Genomic DNA, 20,944 nt, shown 5'->3' on the forward strand with positions numbered 1-20,944 from the left:
CTGCTGCGGATGTGGTCACTGCTCGACCTCCAGGGCGATGTTCTTGTGCGTGGTGCCGGCTGCCTGGATGGCGGCCTGGCGTCGCAGTCGCTTCGACGAGGACTTCCCGTTGAAGCCACGTCCGAAGTACTGCTCGAGGAAATGTTGCCCGATCATGAGGACACTCGTCATGACGAGGTACCAGAAGGCGGCGACGATGAGTAGCGGGATCGGCGCGTAGATACGGTTCGCGATGGCGTTTGTGGCGTACTGCAGGTCGAGGGTGAAGGGCACGGCCAACACCAGGGAGGTGGTTTTGAGCATGCCGATGGTCTCGTTGCCCAGCGGCGGAATGATCACCCTCATGGCCTGGGGAATGATCACCCGGCGCATGATGAGGGAGGGCTTCATGCCCAGTGCCTTGGCGGCCTCGGTCTGGCCGGCGTCGACGGATTCCAGTCCGGAGCGGATGATCTCGGCCAGATAGGCGCCCTCGTTGAGGCCCAGGCCGATGATGGCGGCGGCCAGCGCGGTGACGACCTTCTCGGTCTCGACGCTGGCCAGCGTCGGTCCGCCGAAAGGCACCCCGATGGACAGGGTGGGGTAGAGCACGGCGAGCAGTCCCCAGAACACCAACTGGGTGTACACCGGGACGCCACGGAAGACGAAGATGTACGCCCAGGAGACGCCGCGTAGCACAGGATTGCTCGACTGCCTCATGATGGCCATGAGGAGGGCTACCGCGGTTCCGAGGATCATTGCCGCAAAGGTCAGCAGGATCGTGTAGCCGATGCCGGTGATGATCTTGACGTCACGCAGGTACAGCCACACCACCGGCCACTGATAGTTCGGGTTCGTGACGAGCCCCTGGACGAAGATCAGTACCAAGAGGGCGACGATGACGGCAGCGATCCAGGTGCCCGGATGTGCGACGTCGCGGGCTCGGATGCGATTGGGGATGTCGGCGTGGTGGTTGGCCACCTTAGATGCCTTTCAGTTGGTTGTGATCACGACTCGGGATTGACCTTGGAGGTCTCGATGAGACCGTCCTCGGTGCCCCACGAGGTCAGCAGCTTCTTCATGGTCCCGTCGTCGATGAGCTTCTGGGTTGCGGCCTGGATGGCCTTGGACAGTCCGCCGTCATTCTTGGCGGTGACGACGCCAAACATGGATGCATCGGTGATGTTGCCGAGGGCTTCGAGCTTGGATGTCTGCTTGATGGCGTACCCGGTAATCACTGAGTCGGCGTAGAGGACGTCTGCCTTGCCCCCGGCGACATTCGTGGTGGCGTCTGACTGGGAGGCGTAGGACAGCAGGTCAATCGGCTTCTTGCCGGCCTTGGTGCACGCCTTTGACTTCTGCTGGGCAGCGGTCTCCTGGGCGGTGCCGGTCTGAACGGCCACGGAGTGACCACACAGGTCGTCAGGGGAGATCTTCTTGGGGTTGCCCTTCGGGACGGCCATCGAGAATCCGGCCTTGAAGTAGGAGGTCATGGTGACCTGCTTCTGCCGCTCCGCGGTGATGGTGAAGGAGGAGACGCTGACGTCGTACTTGGATCCGATGGCAGGGATGAGGCTGGGGAAGGCCGCATTGGCGGTCGTCACCTTGAGTCCCATGAGCTTGCCGACGGCGGTGATGTAGTCGACGTCGTAGCCGACCACCTTCGAGCCGTCAGTGTCGATGAACTCAGCCGGAGCATAGTTGGCTGCTGCGCCGTTGCGAAGGGTGCCGGATTTCTTGATGTCGTCAGGGGCCATCGCGGCGATCGTGGGATCAGTCTTGATGGAGTCGATGAGCTGGGCATTCGACGGGGCGTCGGATTTGCTGGAATCCGCCGTGGGGGACGCGGACTCCTCAGAGGCATAGGTGCAGCCGCTCACCGCTAGAGCGACGACGGCCAGTGAAGTGCCGGCGGCGTGACGCAGAGATTTCATGTGACGTTCCTTCGCAGGTGTGGTGTCGGTCAACACCGCATGATACATAATTATGCATACCAGAGCATAAGTTCAAGTCGAGGGGGTAGTGGCGCTAGAAGCGAGAGGCCATCTGTAGATGGGGTTCTCTGGGGCCAGTTGTACGAATGGACAATGTGCTGCAGACGAAGGAATTCAATATCGAAGAACTTGTTTGTGTTATGAGAGTTGTAATGATATGCGTTGAATATAGTGAGTAGTCGAATCAAGAGTGTGTGTGGAATTGACAACGGAGGGACTGTGGTGAAGCGACTTGCAGGTGTCGTCGGGGTTACTGTGGTATTGACATTCGGAATGGCTGTTGGTGCGTTTGCTTCCACTAGTGGGAATATAGGGATCGATACGGGACAAAATGTCAGTTTTCATGGTCGATACACCTACGGAGTGACACATCGGGGTTGGGTTGGCAAGGCTGTGAGGGTCACCGGAACCTTGGCGTCAACTGGTTCTAACTCAGGCCATGTCAATGCTCGCCAGCAAGGGTACTCGTGGAGGAGAATCGGGCACGTAAACATTGGCGGCAAGGTGGGTGTCAATTCTGATGTGAGCCCTGGGGATACTCTGCGTGCAGCAGATCTTCGTGTCCAGGTGTGCGCCGAACATTGGTATCGTGACCACTGCGTCGAAAGACTGTACCGCGAGTGATGACCGCGCTCTGGCGCCCATGGATCGGACACCTGATGGTTAATCGATGTTCATTGGCTTGTCATGGCTTGTTCATGCAGTTCCCCCATTCGAGTCGACCCGCAGTGGACGATGTCTCGCTGGTCATGTCTCCGGAATCGGTGAACGTGGTCGTCGGTGCTTCTGGTTCGGGCAAGTCGACATTGTTAATGTGTCTTGCCGGTTTGGAGGCGCCGACCAAAGGGCGGGTCGTACATGGGGATGTCGATGTGTACGGGCTGGATGACAGACAACGTGCGGCGTGGCGGTTGCGAACGATCGGCTTGGTGTTTCAGAACTCTGGGCTGGTTCCCGAGCTCACGTTGCGTGACAACATTGCCCTGCCTCTTGAGCTCCTTGGCACTGGGCGTCGGGACGCACTGAGGCGCGCCGACCGCCTTGCCGAGATCCTTGACCTCGGTGAGAGCAGCAAGCGACGGCCCAGCGAAGTGTCAGGAGGCCAGGCGCAGCGTGCTGCCGTGGGGCGTGCCCTCGCCCACCATCCGACGGTCGTTCTGGCCGACGAACCTACTGGAGCCTTGGACACTACGAACCGCCATGCCGTGATCGGTCTGCTGGATGATCTGGTTCGCGCTGAAGGTTCCACTTTGGTGATGGTTACCCATGATGAGCACACGTTGCCGGAAAATGCCCGGATCATTCGCCTGGCCGATGGACGGATCGTGGGAGGCGCGGCGTGAAAGGCTTGCGTCTGGCGTTGCGATTGAGCCGTGGAGCGAGCCGTCATGAGCTGATTCGATCAGTGGTGATGGTTGTGGGTGTGGCCCTGGCAACACTGGGGTTAGCGGTGGGTATCACCCTGCCCCGCGTCACCGTCCAGCAGCAGGAGGTACGTGATGCGCGGACCCCTATCCTTGCTCCGGGTAGGCCGGCAAGCGGGCATGCCGGTTTCAAGGTGCAGGAATTACAGGTCGACGGCACGCCCTGGACGAGTTTCGTGGTGAACCACCCCGCTGACTGGCTGCCTCCGGGGCTGAAGCACTGGCCCCAACCGGGTCACACCATCGTTTCCCCGCGTCTGAAGTCGCTGATGGACGCCGGGGTCGTGAAAGTTTCCAGCTTAGGCACGGTCGATCCGGTGGTGGTGGATCGGGCTGCCTTGGCTTCACCCGATGAGTTGTTCTCGGTTACGACCACCCCCGATCAGGCTGGTTGCCGCGAGCTGAAGGGCTTCGGCTTGACCGGGATAGATGATTCTGGGGTGTCGTCACGTACTGCGTGGATCGAGGTGATCGGACTGGTTGGGCTGCCGGCAGCCATGTTGTTGTGGACGTCGCTGAGTCTGTCGGCCGCCTCGCGTCGCGACCGGTTCACGACGTTGGTGCGCATGGGATGCGACCCCGACTGGTGTGGCCAGGTCTTCGCCGCCGAGGTTTCCGGGACCGCTGGCCTGGGTGCTCTGCTCGGATTGGCGTTGTTCGTTCCCGTTCAAAACGTCCTCGGAACCAGCGGGGTGCTCGGGCTAACCTGGTGGCCTTGGCAGGCGAGGCTGAGATGGCCGGCGTGGCTGGCTATCGTCGTCATCATGGTGATCGTGAGTGGTCGGTTAGCCCGTCGCACCCTGCGAAGGTTGCTGGCTTCACGCCGCCCCCCGCGCTGCTGCGCCCGGCTTGGGACGGTGCGTCATCTGCTCGGGATCGTTGGTCTTCTCCTCGTCGTGGCTGCGATCGGTCTGGAAGGCTGGATTTGCCTGATGATGGCGTTCGCTCACGACGGCCAGCGCCTGGGGGACCGAGGCGCTGGATACATCATGGGTGGGGCTGTGCTTGGAACTCTCGGCGCCGTCATGTCAGCCCACCTCGTCATCGTGTGGTGCGCCGGTCGTGAGCAGCTGAGACTGCCCACTCGTCTCGGTTTGGCCCTGGCCCGGGCCCACTATCCGGATTCCGCTGCGATGGTGGTCGCATTGACGATCATGGTCGGCCTGGCCGGATTTGGATCGGGATTCCTCATTTCTGGTACCCACGACACCGAGGGGGATCCCCGCCATGTCCTCGTCCAGGTCCCTTTCACCGATCGGACCGCCACCGAACAGCAAGCCCTCCGGCGCATCACCCGGCCCCGACGCATGATCTACATGACCACCGATGGCCATACCCTTGTTGCCGCATCCTGCGCCGACTTGGCCGCCTTCGATCCCGATCCGCAACCCTGTCCAAGGATGCCGGCAATGAGGCGAGACGCGCCATCGACATGGACCTTTGGTTTCGACAAACACACTACGGCCCGTACCATCAAGCCCGTCAGCTACCTACCCGCCACCTACGGTGATGACGCTCTCCTCGCTCGCAGCGACCCGAGGCTGGCAGGCCTCACTCCAGACTTCTTGGAGTTCACCGCAGACTCCACAACTGGCGATCTTGATCGGCTAGTGGATCAACTCCACGCCGCCGCGCCGTCCTATGCGGCCCATGCCGGGGCTGAAAACCCCGACACCCTACAGGCGTTTATCCAACAGCATGGAATCGTGCGTAGCGGCCTGGCGGCCGGATTCCTGCTGATCCTGGTGGCATGTACTGTCGCGTTTGTCGAACTGCGATGGGGAATGCGACATACCATTGCTGCTCAACAAGCCGTGGGTACCCCCGCCCATATCCTGCGAAGGTCCTTCTTGGTGCAGATGATCGTCACGATCCTGCCGGCCCAGTCGATGTCACTGGTGGTTGGAGTTCTGGCTGGTTGGGCGATCAATGCCGCGATCGGATCGACCGACGCGAATCAATCCTTCGACCTTTCCATTGCGGCGCTACCCGTCGCCATGTGGGCAGTCAGTGTGCTCGCCATCACAGTCACTGCTCTTGCGACCGGTGCGCCCCGTTTTCGGTTGTCGGTTTTGAGGGATAGTACGTAGACAAAGGAGTGATAGCCATCCGGCTGGCTGCTCAAACCGCCATCGATGCTCCGGCAACCTTCGTCTGGTACGCCATCGTTCAGACGCCGGTGTGCGGCAAGCCGTGACCGTTGTTGTCAACCGGGGCTGAGGTGCTCGGAGCAACAGCCGTTGAAGCCGAGAAGAATCCCTCAAGGGACTCGCCGTTGATGAACAGGCCACCCTTGGCGGCGTCATAGGTCGCCCCCCGGGACCGACTTCGCGTCGTTGACAGTGGTCGCCTTCGACAGGTCAATCTTGTACAGGCGCTTGAAGGTGTCCTTGCCCGGGTCGCCGTCACGTTCGTCAACGAGCAGGGTGTGGTTTCCCAGGGCGGTGATCTCTGAGACGGAGGTCTTGGCCTGGCTCAGGTGCAGCTGGTACAGGTACTGCCCAGTGGTCCTGCCGCTCGCGACGTCGATGGTGACGATGCGCACGAAGGGGACCTTCTTGGAGCTGCCGGACAAATCCGGGGTCTCCAGGGCCGACTGCATGGTTCCGACCAGGGTCTTGCCGTCGGGGGTCAGGGTGAGGCCTTCCATGCCACGATTCGGGGTGCGGAAGGCCAGCTCGCGAGGGAGGGTGCCGTCGAAGGGTTTGAGACGGGAGATCTCGCGTCCCTGGGCATCGAAATGAACGACATAGGGGCCGTACTCGTCGGAGACCCAGAAGCTGCCGTCTGGGGCGACGACGAGACCTTCGGAGTCGATGCCGGCCTTCGAAGGGGCGATCGTCCTGCCGTTGATGTCGACGATCGTCTCCCCGGTGGAGGCCTCCGGATTGACGGCACCGTTCATCGGTGTGCCGTCCTTGGTCACCAGACCAATCCTCTTGACGAGGTCCATGTGGCCGTTGACCAGACGGAACTTGGCGATCGAGGGCTGGAACTTGACCGGCTCGATCTTCTCGTTGTCGGCATCGGAGTCAGTGTTCGGGCCGCGGTCGGTCAGGCCGTAGTAGACGTCGTCAGGATCGCCGTTGCGATGGGCAAAGGCTGAACCGAATCCGCTGTCGGTGATCTTGACGCCATTCGGCGCAGTGGACAGGACCGGAGCGCCTCCGGTGTACACCTCGATGGCGTCCGTGGTCGGTTCGGCGGAAGCAACCCCTGGTGCCAGCGGGCAGGTCAGGGCAGCGGCACAGGCGGTGGCGGCCAGACCTCGGGTCAGGTGGCGATGCATGAATCATCCTCTCAACGGCGGACCGCACCAGTTCACAGTGCCCAGTTGACATCGCGGTGACGTCGAGATGACAGCACAACGTCCTGTCGACAACAGTCGTCGACAGGACGTTGTGCGAGAAATGACGGTTCAGGAGACCCGACGGCTCCAACCGCGGCGCTGACGAATCGCGCCGAGGACAAGGCACACCAGATAGATGAGGAAGCTCACCGTCGTCACGTAGGGGCTGATCGGCAAGCCGGGCCCCAGGGACAGCAGGATGCCGCCCACAGCGGAGACCGTCGCGAAGATGATCGACAGCAGGGACATGGCCAGCGGATGTGCCGTCACCTTGGCGGCGGAAGCTGTCGGAGTGATGAGCAGGCTCAGCACCAGCAGGGCACCGACGAGCTGTACTGCCATAGCGGTGGTCAGACCGAGCAACAGCATGAAGACAATTGAGAGGAAGCGCATCGGAACCCCGCGAGCCTTGGCCGCCTCGGGATCCACTGACGCGAAGAACAGCGGTCTCCATATGATGCCCAGACACACCGCGACGAAGATCGAGACGACGACCAGCGTGCTCAGCTCGGTGGTGTCGACGGCGACGATCTGTCCGGTCAGCAGGCCGAACTTGTTGGACGATCTTCCCTTGTAAAGGCTCAGGAAGAGCACACCGATGCCCATGCCAAAGGGCAGCATGATGCCGATGGAGGCGTTGCGCTCGGCAGCTTTCACGCCCAACAGACCCAGGATGAGGGCAGCCACCAGAGACCCGACGACGGCCCCTCTGGTGACCGATGCACCGAAGAACAGGGCCACTGCGGCACCCGCGAAGGAGAGCTCCGAGGTGCCGTGAATCGCGAAGGCCAGGTCGCGGGCATGGATCATCGGTCCGATGAGACCTGCCAGAACCCCGAGGATGATTCCGGCGATGATCGAGCCGTGGACTAGGGGAACGAGCTGGCTGAAGCTGTCGAAGTTGATGATGGTGGAGAAATCCATGTCAGACCATCTCCTCGCCCTCGGCGATCTGCGGGCCGTGCAGATGCGACGGTCTCTCGTCGTCTGCCAGCACGATGATCCGGTCGTCATGACGGAAGACCTCGACGGGGGACCCGTAGAGATCGGTGAGGACCTCAGAACGCAGCACCTCGTCGGGGGTGCCGACACGAACTTTGCCGCCAGCGACGTACACCACCCGATCGACATAGGGCAGAACCGGGTTGATCTCGTGGGTGACGAAGAGCACCCCGAGATTTCGGGTCCGACGTGCAGTGTCGATGAGCTTGGTGACCTCCTGCTGGTGGCGCAGGTCAAGGCTGGACAACGGCTCATCGCACAGCAACAACTCTGGGTCGGTGACGAGGGCTTGGGCGATGCGCAGACGCTGCTGCTCACCACCGGAGGTCATCGTCAGCGGGGCGTCGGCGAAGGCGGTGGCACCCACAGAGGCGATGGCCTCGTCAATGCGCCGACGTCGGGAGCGGCTGAACAAGCCGAATCCCCACTTGTGACCGTCGATCCCCATGCCCACCAGATCGCGGCCGCGAATCGGGGCCGTCGTCTCCAAGGAGCGTTGCTGCGGGATGTAACCGATGTGGGTCGAGCCACGACGCACCGGACGGCCGGCCACCATGGCGGTGCCGGCCGTCAGCGGAGTCTGCCCGAGCAGGACCCTCAGCAGGGTGGTCTTTCCCACCCCGTTGGGTCCCAGAACGGCGATGAACTCGCCGGGTTCCACGACGAGATCGAGCCCCGACCACAGCACCCGGTCCCCGAAGGCGACCTTGGCGCCGGTGAGTCTGGCAGGCTCGATCCTCGTGGTCGCCCCGGAGATGTCAGAGCGATGTGATGTCATGAGTGTCAGGCCAGGCCATTGTCAATGTCGGTGATGGCCTTGTCGATGAAATCCTGGTAGGTGTCGACACCCTTCGGGAAGGTCTCCCACACGCCGACCTGCTTGATCCCGGCGCCCTTGGCAGCCTTCTGCAGCTCCTTGGTGACGGCGTCACTGGTCTGGCCGTTGACGAGGAGGATGGAGGCCTTCTTGGCAGCAATCAGCTTGGTGGTCTCGTGGACGACCTTGGTCGACGGGCCGGCCTCGGTCTCGGACTGCTCGACGAACTCCTCAGGCGTGATGTTCTTGACCTTCATGTCGTCGAGCAGGTAGCCAACCACCGGCTCGGTGGCGACGGCGGTGCTGTTCGCGTGCTTCTCGCCAACCTTGGCAGCGCGAGCCTTGAGGTCGTCCAGATTGGACTCGAAGTCCTTGAGGTTGGACTCGAAGGTGGCCTTGTTGTCAGGCGAAGCCTTGACCAGGTCGGACTTGACGACCTTGGCAACCTTGCGGGCGCTGTCGATCGAGAAGAAGACATGCTCGTTGAACTCGTCCTGGCCGGGTTCCTTGAGCCCGGAGGTTTCGACGGCGTCGACGACGGTGGCCTTGGAGCCGGTGCTCTTGACGAGCTTGGAGGCCCAGTCGTCATAGCCACCACCATTGGCGATGGCGATCTTGGCCTTGGAGAAAGCGAGCTTGTCCTTGGCGGTGGCCTCGTAGTCGTGCGGGTCCTGATCCGGGCTGTTGATGACGGAGTGGACGTTGACCTTGTCTCCGCCGATGGCCTCGGCGACCGAGCCCCAGACGTTGGTCGAGGCGACGATGTCAACCTTGTCCGTCGCAGCGGCATTGGAGGAAGCGCCTGAAGCCGCGCTCGAGCCCGAATCAGAGTTGCCGGAGCAACCAGCCATGCCCAAGGCGCAGGCGCTGATGGTTGCAATGGCCAGAAGACGACGATGCATGTGGTGTTCCCTTTCCAGTACGCAAGTGAGAACCATTGTCGTCTTCATATGACAGATCAACAAGGCAGGGTGACCAAAGAAATAGCCAATCCACAGCCTCAACGGAGGGCAGAAAGCGCCTCAGGGCTGGAACCCCTTCCTGTGTGAGCAGCCAGCTCCGGTGACGGCTCGCCGATTCGATAACCCTGGCGCCAGCCTCTCTCTGGAGGGCCTCTCCCGGTGAAACTGTGAGGTGATGCGGCTCAGCGACGGGGGTCGATGGCGATCTTCACCCCCGCATGGCCGCGCACCGCGTCGACGGCGTCGGTCCACTGGGAGAGCCCGAAGGTGTGGGTGACGATCGGGGCCTCGTCGATGTCCCCGCGTCCCAACATCTCGACGGCGCGGTGGACGTCGGCGCGACGAGCATTCGATCCTCCCGAGACCGTGAGCTCCTGGTAGTGCACGGTGTTGGGGGTGATCGTCGCCGTTGATCCCTTGGGGAAGCCGGCGAACCAGCTCACCCGCCCGCCCGGGGCGGCAAGGTCAAGGGACTGCTCGGCCAGTTCATTGCGTCCGATGGCGACGATGACGAGGTCGGCACCGAAACCATCAGTGCGCTCGGCAACGACCTCGACGAGGTGATCGGGTGAGGTGGTGACGGCCCCCATGGCCGCCGCACGGTCGCGTCGGTCAGCGTGCTTCTCGCACAGGATGACCTGTCCCGCTCCGCATGCCAGGTTGAGCTGGGTGTGAAGCAGACCAATCGCCCCGCCACCGATGATGACGACCGTCTCCCCAGGGTTGACCCCACCATGTCGACGGTGCCCGTTGAGAACACAAGAGAGGGGTTCGGCCAGAGCCAGCCGGTTGGCCGGCATCTCGGAGGCGACCGGGATGACGTTGCCGCGAGCGACGGCTCGGGCCGGCACACACAGCCAGGGAGCCAGCCCGCCGTCGATCCCGTAGCCGATGAGTTCGCAGTGACTGCACAGGTGCTCGCGTCCGGCCAGGCAGGCCCGACAGGTGCCACAGGAGACGACGATGGAGACGGTGGCCTGCTGTCCGACGGTCAGCCCCTCGACCCCCTCGCCGAGGGAGGCGATCCGTCCGGCGATCTCGTGTCCGAGAGTGACCCCAGGGCGCACCCCGGTGGTTTTTTCACCGGAGATGATGCGGAGGTCGGTACCGCAAATCGTCGTCGCCTCGACGGCCAGGACGACCTCGCCGCGGCCCGGCGTGGGAATGGGTTTTTCGGCAAGGTGAACGTCTCCGGGGCCATTGAGGACCACGGCCGGCATGGTGTGCGTCATGTGATCTCCTTCGACGTCTCCAGTGTCCCATTTTTTCTGCACGCTGGGCACGCTGGGAACACACCAATTATCATGGAGCGTGGGAAAACCACCATCAACGATGATGAAATGACAGGAGAGTCCCAGCCATGACCCGACTCGTGAACAACCCTGATGATTTTCCGTCCCAGGCCGTCGCCGGGCTCGCCAGCGCCTTCCCGAACCACCTGAGGCCGGTGTTCGGTGGCGTGGTTCGTGCTGCCCGCACCGATCGCAAGGTCGCCCTCGTCGTCGGTGGCGGCTCAGGTCACTACCCGGCCTTCGCTGGCTGGGTCGGCCCGGGATTTGCCGACGGTGCCGTCTGCGGCAACATCTTCTCCTCTCCCTCAGCCTCCCAGGCTTACTCGGTCTGCAAGGCGGCGGATCGGGGAGCGGGAGTCCTCATCGGTTTCGGCAACTACGCCGGTGACGTCCTGCACTTCGGGCAGGCGGCGGAACGGTTGCGCAGCGAAGGCATCGACACCCGTTGCCTGCTCGTCACCGACGACATCGCCTCGGCAGGCCCCGAGGATCACCTCAAGCGTCGTGGCATCGCCGGCGACCTCCCGGTCTTCAAGGTGACAGCGGCTGCCTGTGAGGAAGGTCGTGACATCGACGAGGTCGTCAAGGTCTTTGATCGTGTCAACGATCGCACCCGGTCCTTCGGGGTGGCCTTCGCCGGGTGCACCCTGCCGGGAGCTGACGAGCCACTGTTCCGTGTCGCGCCTGGTCAGATGGGTGTCGGCATGGGTATCCACGGGGAGCCAGGTATCCATGACGAGGCTCTCGGTACGGCCGACGAGGTCGCCGCCATGCTCGTCGATGGGCTGCTGGCCGACCGCCCGGACAATCCGGGGACCCGGGTCGTCCCGATCGTCAACGGACTTGGCTCCACCAAGTACGAGGAACTCTTCGTGCTGTGGAACGACATCAGTCGTCGTCTCGAGGAGGCGGGGCTGACGATCGTCGACCCGCAGGTGGGGGAGTTCGTCACCAGCCTCGACATGGCAGGTGTTTCTCTGACTCTGGTGTGGCTCGACGAGGTCATTGAACCGCTGTGGTTGGCGGCCTGCGACACCCCTGCTTACCGTCGTGGCGCGGTTGGTCAGGTCGACCTCGACACCACACCGTTGTCCCAGGAGGCTGAGCACGTCTCGGTCGCGGCCCCGGGGTCGCAAGCCTCCCAGGAGCTTGCCGACGTCGTCATCAAGGGATTGGAAGCAGTGGCGACCACCCTGTCGGAGCGGGCCAATGAGCTGGGCCGGCTCGACTCGGTGGCCGGTGACGGTGACCACGGCATCGGCATGACGCGTGGATCCCAGGCCGCTCTCGCCGAGGCCAAGCGGGTCAGGGGAGATGGGGCCGGCGCGGCAACCACCCTCAACGCCGCTGGCTCGGCCTGGTCCGAGCATGCCGGTGGCACCTCGGGTGCGCTGTGGGGAGCGGTGCTGACCGCCTTCGGTGCGGTGCTGGGTGACGAGGACCCGGCCAGTGACGAGGCCATTCGTCAGGCTGCTCGTGCTGCCCTCGACGCCGTCACCAGGCTGGGCGGGGCGAAGCTCGGGGACAAGACCATGGTCGATGCGATGGATCCCTTCGTGACGACGTTGGAGTCGTCACCGGATCCACTGTCGCAGGCGTGGACGTCAGCGTGTGATGCCGCTGACAAGGGGGCTCAGGCGACCTCCGAGGTGACTGCCAAGGTCGGTCGGGCGCGCCCGCTTGGTGAGAAGTCCTTGGGCACGCCCGACCCCGGAGCGGTGTCCTTCCACGACGTGGTCGTCGCGGTGGGGTCGGTGCTGTGACTCAGCGCTGACCGACGGGAGGCTTCGCACTCAGCGTTGACCAACGGGAGGCTTCGCGCTCCACGGGAACACGATCCACTTGTCAGTGGCCTTCCAGACGAAGTCCGGACTGATGACAGTGGTGGGCTTGGCGTAGAGCACCGCCGAGCGAACGTCGGCACCGAATCCGCGCAGCAGCTTGAGCACGAGTGCCAGAGTGCGGCCGGAATCGGCGACGTCGTCGACGACGAGGATTCGCTTGCCACGGATGGAATCAGTGTCGAGCATCGGGGCCAGCAGCACCGGATCAGGCAGGGTCTCCTCGACATCGGTGTAGAACTCGACGTTGATGGCATCGGTGAGCTTGACGCCAAGGGAGTAGGTGAGGGCTCCGCCCGGGATCATGCCTCCGCGAGCTACCGCGATCACGATCTCGGGATCGAAGTCCGAATTGTGGATCTGGGTGGCGAGTTCGTCGGTGGCGTCACCGAAGGTTTTCCAGGTGAGGATTTCCTTGCTCTCAAGGTCACTGGCGTCAGCATGGTAGGCGGTCATGGGGCAACACTACCGACCCCATGAACCGCATATAGGGTATGTTCAAGGACAGGCTGAAGGTACGGGCGCGACCGGAGGAGTCGTCATGACTGAGCTCAACGCACAGGAACACGATGAGAGGCCGAGCTGGACGGGGCGAGCGGTCCTGACAGGAATCGGATTCTTCGTGGCCGCCTGTCTGGTGGCCTGGCTTCGGATTGAGCAGTACTCCCAGGCGATGGCCATCATCGGATCGGCTCTCTACACCCTCCTGATGTGGTTCTCGGCGGGCTCGTTCGTCCTTGCCATCTATGAGGCGCGACGGCCGCGGCTGGCCCTGGGGGGCCGATCGCTGCGGGTCCCGATCATCGTTGGTCTGACCTGTCTTGTCGGCGGTTTCATCGCCCAGACCATCAAGGTTCAGTTGGTCGAGCACAGTGAGGCGACTCAGGTGACGGTGGCCTCCGAGATCCTCGCCAACGTCATCCTTCTTCTTCAGGAGTTCGGAGTCATCTGCCTGGCGGTGAGCCTGGTGGTGGCATGCATCCGCTCCCGTGACCGTTGACGGATGGTTCTGATCACCCCAACACGAATTGCATGATGATCGCCGTGCGCCAACTGTCCATCTTGTGCGCGATGTGAGGCAGTCGACCCACCTCGGTGAATCCCATGGCAGAGTGAAAGCCGATGCTGCCGACGTTGTCAGAGTCGATGACCGACACCAGGCTGTGCAGACCGTCGCGGCGAGCCTGCCGCATGAGTTCGGTCATGAGTTTGCGTCCGACCCCTCGACCGCGAGCAGGGGCGTCCAACCAGATGGATACCTCCGCGGTGACGTCGTATCCCTCACCGTCTCGGAAGTGATGATAGGTCGCGTATCCGCCGAAGAGCCCGTCGACCTCTGCCACCAGGACCGGTCTGCCATCGTCGACCAGGTCGCGCCACCAGGTGCGTCGGTCGGATACCTGTGAGTGGCTCACGGTGTACGAGGACGGGGTGCCCACTGCGTGGTCATTGTGGACACGCGTTGCTGCCGGCAGATCCTGTTCTTGCATCGCTCGGATGATGACGTCCATGACCGGAACAGTAACGAGCCTTGAGCGGGATTCCCGTTGGCTGTTTGCCCAGTGGGACGCCGCCATGAAGGTCACCGGCGTGTCCGCGCTCTCGGTGATTGATGACAACCAGGAACGAGGTTGAAGGATGGCTGAGAAAACACCGCCGCAAGGCCCGCGGCAAGGGAACTGGGGCCAGTTTCACGACGGGGTGGGATGTTACCGCGGGTAGTGTCCCGTTTTTCTCATGGATGTGGGTAGATGTGAGGAAACGTGCAACCCCGGTGTCGTGGTCAGGGACGTTTGGCCGTAAAGTCACCATCATGATCATCGGAATCCCACGGGAGTCACTCCCGGGTGAGAATCGGGTCGCCGCGACTCCGACGACTGTTCCCGCCCTACTCAAACTCGGCTACGAGGTGGTCGTCGAGTCCGGAGCTGGCGATCACGCCGCTCTGCCTGACCACGCGTACGAAGAGGCCGGAGCCAGGATCGTCGGACCGGGGGAGGCGTGGAAGGCCGACCTCGTGCTGGCCGTCAATGAACCCACCGACGACCAGATCGCCCTCATGTGCTCCGGCACTGTCCTCGTCACTTTCCTTCATCCGCGTCAGGATCTTGCCCTTACCGAGAAGCTGGCTGCCGCCGGCATCACCGGCCTGAGTATGGACATGGTTCCGCGTATCTCGCGTGCTCAGTCCATGGATGCTCTGTCCTCGATGGCCAACATCTCGGGTTACCGGGCTGTCGTGGAGGCTGCATTCGCGTACGGTCGAACCTTTGGCGGCCAGGTCACGGCTGCTGGCAAGGTTGCGCCGGCCAAGGTCTTCGTCATCGGTACCGGTGTCGCCGGCCTGGCCGCGCTGGGTGCCGCCAACTCGATGGGGGCCGAGGTCTACGCCACCGACGTCCGTCCGGAGACCGCCGAGCAGGTGCAGTCGATGGGTGCCACCTTCCTGCACGTGCGCACCGGTGACTCCGATCAGGGCGTCAGCTCCGATGGCTACGCCAAGGAGGCCAGCGACGATTACAACGCCCGCGCTGCTGAGCTCTACATGGAGCAGGCGGGTAAGGATGACGTCATCATCACCACGGCTGCCATCCCGGGCAAGCCGTCCCCGAAGCTCATCACCGCCGAGATGGTCGCTGCCATGAAGCCCGGCAGCGTCATCGTCGACCTCGCTGCCCTGGGTGGTGGCAACTGTGAGCTCACCCGTCCAGGTGAGTCCTACGTCACCGACAACGGCGTGACGATCATCGGCTACACCGACCTGCCATCCCGTCTGCCGGGTCAGGCCAGTCAGCTCTACGGCACCAACCTCGTCAACCTGCTGAAGTTGGCGACCCCCGAGAAGAACGGAGAGCTCGTCCTCAACTTCGACGACGAGGTTATCCGCACCATGACGGTGTGCCACGAGAGCCAGGTGGCGTTCCCGCCGCCACCGGTCCAGGTCGCTGCTGCTCCCCAGCCGGTCGCCAAGGCCGAAACCGAGACCCCGGTTGTCCCCGAGAAGAATCCGCGTCCGTGGCCCCAGACCTTCGGCATCGTCGCTGTGCTGTCGATCGCGCTCATCACCCTGCTGACCTTCTCCCCGACGGAGTTCGTCGCCCTCTTCGGCACCTTCGCGATCGCTGTGGTCGTCGGCTACTACGTGGTGTGGAACGTCACCCACGCCCTCCACACCCCGCTGATGAGTGTCACCAACGCCATCAGCGGCATCATCATCGTCGGTGCCATCACCCAGCTCGGCAGTGAATCGTGGGGTATCCGGATCGTCGCCGCGTTGACTGTGCTCATCGCCAGTATCAACATCTTCGGCGGTTTCACGGTCACCCAGCGCATGCTCAAGATGTTCAGGAAGGCCTGATCCATGACGTCAACACTTCTCATTGCCCCGATGGCCGGGTCGTTGGTGAACTTCGTCAACGCCTCCTTCATCATCTCGGGCCTGCTGTTCATCTTCGCCCTCGCTGGTCTGTCCAAGTTCGAGACCTCGAAGAAGGGCAACGCATACGGCATCCTCGGCATGGTCATCGCGATCATCGCGACGATCGTCGCCCTGGTGAAGCTGCCGGGATACTCCCCGGTGTCCATGGTCCTCCTCTTCATCCCGATGCTCATCGGTGGTGCCTTCGGTGTGTGGAAGGCCCTCAAGGTCGAGATGACGGGAATGCCTGAGCTTATCGCTCAGCTGCACTCCTTCGTCGGTCTTGCTGCCGTCCTCATCGGTTTCAACGCCTTCGCCGAGGAGGGGACCGGTGCCAGCACCTTCCAGCTCTCCGAGATCTGGATTGGCATCTTCATCGGTGCCCTGACCTTCACCGGGTCCCTGGTGGCCTGGGGCAAGCTGTCGGGCAAGGTTCCCTCGAAGCCGCTGACCCTGCCCGGGCGCAACTGGATCAACCTCGGCCTGCTGGTCGTCATCATCGGCTGCGGCATCTGGTTCTCCAACGTTTCCGGAGGCATCGCCTGGCTGCCGCTGGTCCTCCTGACGCTGGCCTCCCTGTTCCTCGGTTTCCACCTGGTTGCCGCCATCGGTGGCGCTGACATGCCGGTCGTCATCTCGATGCTGAACAGCTACTCCGGTTGGGCGGCTGCCTTCTCCGGATTCAGCCTCCACATCCCGGTGCTCATCGTCACGGGTGCCCTGGTGGGCTTCTCTGGCGCCATCCTGTCCTACATCATGTGCCAGGCCATGAACCGCTCCTTCGTGTCGGTCATCCTGGGCGGCTTCGGCGATGCCCCGGCCGTTGAGGGTGACGGCCCGGACGGTGAGATCACCGAGATCAAGGCTGATGAGCTGGCCTCCCAGCTGTCCGACGCCTCCTCGGTCATCATCGCTCCCGGATACGGCATGGCGGTGGCCCAGGCCCAGTACCCGGTGGCCGAGCTGGCCAAGAAGCTGCGCGACAAGGGAGTGGACGTCAGGTTCGCGATCCACCCGGTCGCCGGTCGTCTGCCCGGCCACATGAACGTGCTGCTCGCCGAGGCCCATGTGCCTTACGACATCGTCATGGAGATGGACGAGATCAACGACGACTTCGCTGACGCCGACATCGTCCTGGTCATCGGAGCCAACGACACCGTCAACCCGTCCGCCATGGATCCCGGTACCCCGATCTCGGGCATGCCGGTTCTCCATGTGTGGGAGGGCCATGAGGTCGTCGTCTTCAAGCGGTCCATGAAGCCCGGTTACGCCGGCGTCGAGAACCCGCTGTTCTTCGCCGACAACACCCGGATGCTCTTCGGTGATGCCAAGGCCAGTGTTGACGCCCTGGTCACCGCTCTCTGAGGCACGCTGACAACCTGATTCCGACGCCCATGATCGTCCGACGGTCATGGGCGTCGGTGCATCCCCGAAGACGGATGTCATGGCGCGGCACTATGATGACGGTGAATGTCTATCAGGCCCCTTGTCAGGGCCGGAACAAGGAGAAGACGTGACCTACGTCATCGGTCTGCCCTGCGTGGACGTCAAGGATCGTGCCTGCGTCGAGGAGTGCCCCGTCGACTGCATCTACGAGGGTGAGCGCAGCCTCTACATCCATCCTGAGGAGTGCGTCGACTGCGGTGCATGTGAGCCCGTCTGCCCCGTCGAGGCCATCTACTACGAGGATGACCTGCCCGGCGATCAGGAGAAGTTCCTCGACATCAACGCCGAGTTCTTCGACGAGCTGGGTTCCCCGGGTGGTGCTGCCCGCCTCGGCCCGACCCACAAGGACCACCCGGCCGTCGAGGCCCTGCCCCCGCAGGGCGAATGAGTCGCCGTATCGTCTCAGCCAGTCTGCCCATCTTCCCGTGGGACACCATCGCTGACGCCAAGGCCAAGGCACAGGCCCACCCAGGTGGCATCGTCGACCTGTCGGTGGGCACCCCGGTTGACCCGACTCCCCAGGTCGTCACCGAGGCCCTGACGGCGTTCAGCGACGCCCACGGTTACCCGCAGGTGTGGGGGACCCCTGCCCTGCGAGCCGGCATCCTGGACCATATGAAGCAGGTCTGGGGCGCGCCGGCGCATCTCGACGAGAACAGTGTCCTGCCGGTCATCGGGACTAAGGAATTGGTGGCGTCGTTGCCAAGCCAGCTTGGCCTGGGCCCGGACTCGATGATCGTCATTCCGGCCTGCGCCTACCCGACTTACCGCGTTGGTGCCCAGCTTGCCAGAGCCACCGTGCAGGCCGTCGACGAGCCCGATGAGGTCGAGGGCACCCCCGATCTCATCTGGATCAATTCGCCGGCCAACCCGTCGGGTCGCATCCTCGACCTCGACGAGATGAAGGCTTGGGTTGAACTGGCTCGCCGCACCGGAGCCGTGCTGGCCTCCGATGAGTGCTACGGCGAGTTCGTCTGGGAGGGGAAGTCCATCTCCGTCCTCGACGAAAGGGTCAACAGTGGTGACGTCACCGGTCTGCTTGCCTGTCTGTCGATGTCCAAGCGCTCGAACATGGCTGGATATCGTGCGGGCTTCGTCGTCGGTGACGCCGACCTCACCCGTGAGTTGCTCACCTTGCGCAAGCACTCCGGTCTCATGATTCCGGCCCCGGTCGCCGAGGCCATGCAGGCTGCTCTGTCGGACCGATCCCATGTGTTGGAACAGGCAAAGCGCTACCAGCTGCGCCGTGACGTCCTCAAGCCTGCCCTCGAACAGGCTGGTTTCCGGATCGACCACTCCGAGGGATCTCTCTACTTGTGGGCGACTCATGAGGAGGACTGCCGAGCAACCCTGGACAGGTTGGCTGATCTGGGCATTCTCTGTTCACCAGGGGACTTCTACGTCGACGGTGGCTCCGACCACGTCCGCATTGGGCTGACGGCCACTGACGAGAGGGTCAACACCGCGGCCGAGAGGCTGTCCGAGTCTCACTGAGAGTCAGCTGCGGGCGGTGACGGTGCCGGTGACTCGGCCCGTCCCGCTGACAGCAGGGCTCGATGACGGGCCGGATGCTGCACTCCATGAGGCGTGGTGATCGGGGTCAGCACTCCAACTCGTCGTCGCGACGGTGGCGCGATCGATCGGCCCCAGATTCGTGCTCGCCATCGTCAAGGCCACCGCTGCCCGGGTTGAGACCAGGTCCCTGGCGGCGAAGGTCGCCGTCGCCCCCGTGGTCTGGATGGCGATCTTGTCGGCCATCCCCTTGCGCACCGTCTGAATGAGCTTGTCAATCGTGGTCGTCTCGGAGGACCTGTTGACACAGGACAAGGCCGAGGGGGAGTGGCCAGTCAGCGCTGATGCCCATGCCTTGGCTAGCGGCTCGTGCTTGCGGTAGGCCTCCGGGTATCCGGAGCGCTGCACCTGCTGGGCGGCGTCATTGATGCTGATGTCCTTCCAATTTCCGAACTTCACCAGCTCCTCATAGAACTTCCCGGAGGAGTACCACGGGTCCATGATCTGCTTGGAAGTTCCCCATCCCTGGGAGGGACGCTGCTGGAAGAGTCCCAAGGAGTCACGATCGCCATAGTCGATGTTGCGCAGCTTCGACTCCTGCATGGCGGTCGCCAGGGCGACGGTGGCTGCATGGGCCGACAGGCCGCGTCGAATCGACTCGGCAGTGATGATGGCGGCGTTCTGGGACTGTTCCAGGTCAAGGTCGTAGGACTGGCCGGACGCTGTCACCCGGCAGCCCTCCGGCTCGACGGTGTCGAACGGGTCGACGGTCTTCCACACCTTGTAGCCTCCCCAGCCCAGCCCCGCCAAGATCGCCAACACCACGACGAGGGCAGCTATCGACCTGGCGGGATTGGTGGAACGGCGCCTGCGTCGACCCTGGGGTCGTCGCGTGGTGGCAGGGCGGGCCCGGCGGGATGAGGACTTCGTCATGTCAGTTCTGGTGCAAATCCGTGTTGAGCTCGATCTTGTGGTGGCCACGTTCGAGAGCCTTGACGACACCGGTCGTCGAGTCGCGGATGTAGAGGATGTCGTCGGCGCCGGACAGCTCCGAGGCCTTGACGACCTTGCCGTCGGGCAGGGTCACCTTGGTGCCGGCAGTGACATAGAGGCCCGCCTCGACGACGCAGTTGTCGCCCAGGGAGATCCCAATTCCGGCCTCGGCGCCCAGCAAGCAGCCCTCTCCGATCGTCACCTGCTCCTTGCCGCCTCCTGACAGGGTCCCCATGATGGAGGCGCCGCCGCCGATGTCGGTACCGTCGCCGACGACGACACCCTGGCTGATGCGTCCCTCGACCATGGAGTGCCCCAAGGTGCCAGCATTGAAGTTGACGAACCCCTCGTGCATGACGGTGGTTCCCTCGGCCAGATGGGCTCCCAGACGGACGCGATCGGCGTCACCAATGCGCACCCCGGTGGGAATAACGAAGTCGACCATGCGCGGGAACTTGTCGACGAGCAGGACGGTGAAGGGGGCATGGGCGATGCGCGCCTCCATTCGTGCCTTCTCCAGATCGGCCATCCGGATCGGGCCGATGGTCGTCCACGCGTTGTTGGGCAGCACACCGAAGATGCCGTCGAGGTTGATGGTGCGGGGCTGAGCCATGCGCGATGACAGCAGGTGCAGACGCAGGTAGGCGTCGGGGACGTCACCTGGTGCCTCGTCGAGATTGATGACGGTGCGCACCACCTCGGTGTGCACGTTGCGAATGGCGTCACGACCGGCTTCGGTGACTCGGTACAGGTCGTCAAGGACCTCGGATTCACCAGGGGCGCCCAGTTTGGGCTCGGGGTACCAGGTGTCCAGGACATCGCCGTCCTCATGGACGGTGGCCAATCCCCAACCCCAGGCCTGACGGTCGGTCGGGGCGGTTTGTGAAGTCGTCGTCTGCGTCATGACCACGAGTC

General features: G+C 63.3%; 20 protein-coding genes. 9 read left to right on the forward strand and 11 right to left on the reverse strand.

Translation table 11 applies throughout. The features are described from left to right. Positions 1-15: 15 nt before the first annotated feature. Both ACP8LP_RS03200 and ACP8LP_RS03205 read right to left on the reverse strand, forming a co-directional pair. A complete protein-coding gene (locus ACP8LP_RS03200) occupies positions 16-738 on the reverse strand; it encodes an amino acid ABC transporter permease (RefSeq protein ID WP_196768493.1) in 723 nt (240 codons plus the stop codon). Positions 739-986: 248 nt separating this feature from the next. Then, positions 987-1,913 carry an ABC transporter substrate-binding protein gene (locus ACP8LP_RS03205; protein ID WP_202711893.1) on the reverse strand — a complete coding sequence of 309 codons (927 nt, stop codon included), beginning with the start codon at positions 1,911-1,913 and terminating at the stop codon, positions 987-989. 719 nt (positions 1,914-2,632) lie between these two features. Here ACP8LP_RS03205 and ACP8LP_RS03210 point away from each other — a divergent pair. Next, positions 2,633-3,316: an ABC transporter ATP-binding protein gene (locus tag ACP8LP_RS03210; RefSeq protein ID WP_171023495.1), complete on the forward strand. Its 684-nt coding sequence runs from the start codon at positions 2,633-2,635 to the stop codon at positions 3,314-3,316. A 68-nt stretch (positions 3,317-3,384) separates the two neighbouring features. After that, positions 3,385-5,487, forward strand: coding sequence for an ABC transporter permease family protein (locus tag ACP8LP_RS03215; protein WP_036975814.1), 2,103 nt, complete (start codon positions 3,385-3,387; stop codon positions 5,485-5,487). Between the two features lie 212 nt (positions 5,488-5,699). On the opposite strand, the gene ACP8LP_RS03220 is transcribed toward ACP8LP_RS03215, so the two are convergent. The 5 genes from ACP8LP_RS03220 to ACP8LP_RS03240 form a co-directional block, all read right to left on the reverse strand. Beyond that, positions 5,700-6,686, reverse strand: a complete 987-nt coding sequence (locus tag ACP8LP_RS03220; protein WP_016667194.1) for an esterase-like activity of phytase family protein — start codon at positions 6,684-6,686, stop codon at positions 5,700-5,702. A 129-nt stretch (positions 6,687-6,815) separates the two neighbouring features. Then, on the reverse strand, positions 6,816-7,670 hold the full coding sequence (locus tag ACP8LP_RS03225) for a metal ABC transporter permease (RefSeq protein ID WP_063279564.1): 855 nt from the start codon (positions 7,668-7,670) through the stop codon (positions 6,816-6,818). Position 7,671: 1 nt separating this feature from the next. After that, positions 7,672-8,526 (reverse strand): metal ABC transporter ATP-binding protein, encoded by an 855-nt coding sequence (locus tag ACP8LP_RS03230; RefSeq protein ID WP_063279565.1) that lies wholly within the window; start codon positions 8,524-8,526, stop codon positions 7,672-7,674. Between the two features lie 5 nt (positions 8,527-8,531). Continuing rightward, a complete protein-coding gene (locus ACP8LP_RS03235; RefSeq protein WP_063279566.1) occupies positions 8,532-9,467 on the reverse strand; it encodes a metal ABC transporter solute-binding protein, Zn/Mn family in 936 nt (311 codons plus the stop codon). Between the two features lie 242 nt (positions 9,468-9,709). Further along, positions 9,710-10,759, reverse strand: coding sequence for an alcohol dehydrogenase catalytic domain-containing protein (locus tag ACP8LP_RS03240; protein WP_484483284.1), 1,050 nt, complete (start codon positions 10,757-10,759; stop codon positions 9,710-9,712). 128 nt (positions 10,760-10,887) lie between these two features. Between ACP8LP_RS03240 and ACP8LP_RS03245 the strand changes: the two genes are divergently transcribed. After that, positions 10,888-12,582 (forward strand): dihydroxyacetone kinase family protein, encoded by a 1,695-nt coding sequence (locus ACP8LP_RS03245; RefSeq protein WP_063279568.1) that lies wholly within the window; start codon positions 10,888-10,890, stop codon positions 12,580-12,582. A gap of 30 nt (positions 12,583-12,612) precedes the next feature. Here the strand turns inward: ACP8LP_RS03245 and ACP8LP_RS03250 are convergent, their stop codons facing one another. After that, complete coding sequence (locus ACP8LP_RS03250) at positions 12,613-13,116, reverse strand: phosphoribosyltransferase (RefSeq protein ID WP_063279569.1); 504 nt, start codon at positions 13,114-13,116, stop codon at positions 12,613-12,615. An 85-nt stretch (positions 13,117-13,201) separates the two neighbouring features. Between ACP8LP_RS03250 and ACP8LP_RS03255 the strand changes: the two genes are divergently transcribed. Next, complete coding sequence (locus tag ACP8LP_RS03255) at positions 13,202-13,660, forward strand: hypothetical protein (RefSeq protein WP_221268873.1); 459 nt, start codon at positions 13,202-13,204, stop codon at positions 13,658-13,660. A gap of 13 nt (positions 13,661-13,673) precedes the next feature. On the opposite strand, the gene ACP8LP_RS03260 is transcribed toward ACP8LP_RS03255, so the two are convergent. After that, the gene (locus ACP8LP_RS03260; protein WP_016667202.1) at positions 13,674-14,171 is read right to left on the reverse strand and encodes a GNAT family N-acetyltransferase; all 498 of its coding nucleotides are present in this window, start codon (positions 14,169-14,171) and stop codon (positions 13,674-13,676) included. On the opposite strand from ACP8LP_RS03260, the gene ACP8LP_RS03265 reads away from it, so the two are divergent. The 5 genes from ACP8LP_RS03265 to dapC all read left to right on the forward strand — a co-directional run bounded on the left by ACP8LP_RS03265 (position 14,170) and on the right by dapC (position 19,018). Next, the gene (locus tag ACP8LP_RS03265; protein ID WP_256998432.1) at positions 14,170-14,295 is read left to right on the forward strand and encodes a hypothetical protein; all 126 of its coding nucleotides are present in this window, start codon (positions 14,170-14,172) and stop codon (positions 14,293-14,295) included. The genes ACP8LP_RS03260 and ACP8LP_RS03265 overlap by 2 nt on opposite strands. Positions 14,296-14,473: 178 nt before the next feature. Continuing rightward, the gene (locus ACP8LP_RS03270; protein ID WP_063279575.1) at positions 14,474-16,018 is read left to right on the forward strand and encodes a Re/Si-specific NAD(P)(+) transhydrogenase subunit alpha; all 1,545 of its coding nucleotides are present in this window, start codon (positions 14,474-14,476) and stop codon (positions 16,016-16,018) included. A gap of 3 nt (positions 16,019-16,021) precedes the next feature. Beyond that, a complete protein-coding gene (locus tag ACP8LP_RS03275; RefSeq protein ID WP_063279571.1) occupies positions 16,022-17,443 on the forward strand; it encodes an NAD(P)(+) transhydrogenase (Re/Si-specific) subunit beta in 1,422 nt (473 codons plus the stop codon). Positions 17,444-17,591: 148 nt separating this feature from the next. After that, the gene (fdxA, locus tag ACP8LP_RS03280) at positions 17,592-17,912 is read left to right on the forward strand and encodes a ferredoxin (protein ID WP_016667205.1); all 321 of its coding nucleotides are present in this window, start codon (positions 17,592-17,594) and stop codon (positions 17,910-17,912) included. Then, on the forward strand, positions 17,909-19,018 hold the full coding sequence (dapC, locus tag ACP8LP_RS03285) for a succinyldiaminopimelate transaminase (protein ID WP_016667206.1): 1,110 nt from the start codon (positions 17,909-17,911) through the stop codon (positions 19,016-19,018). Before fdxA ends, dapC begins: the two co-directional genes overlap by 4 nt. A 3-nt stretch (positions 19,019-19,021) precedes the next feature. Here dapC and ACP8LP_RS03290 read toward each other — a convergent pair whose 3' ends face one another. After that, positions 19,022-19,969, reverse strand: a complete 948-nt coding sequence (locus tag ACP8LP_RS03290; RefSeq protein WP_016667207.1) for a hypothetical protein — start codon at positions 19,967-19,969, stop codon at positions 19,022-19,024. Between the two features lies 1 nt (position 19,970). Beyond that, a complete protein-coding gene (gene dapD, locus ACP8LP_RS03295; RefSeq protein ID WP_016667208.1) occupies positions 19,971-20,933 on the reverse strand; it encodes a 2,3,4,5-tetrahydropyridine-2,6-dicarboxylate N-succinyltransferase in 963 nt (320 codons plus the stop codon). Positions 20,934-20,944: the final 11 nt, after the last annotated feature.

The sequence above is a fragment of the Cutibacterium sp. LaCa_89 genome, from assembly GCF_058177555.1.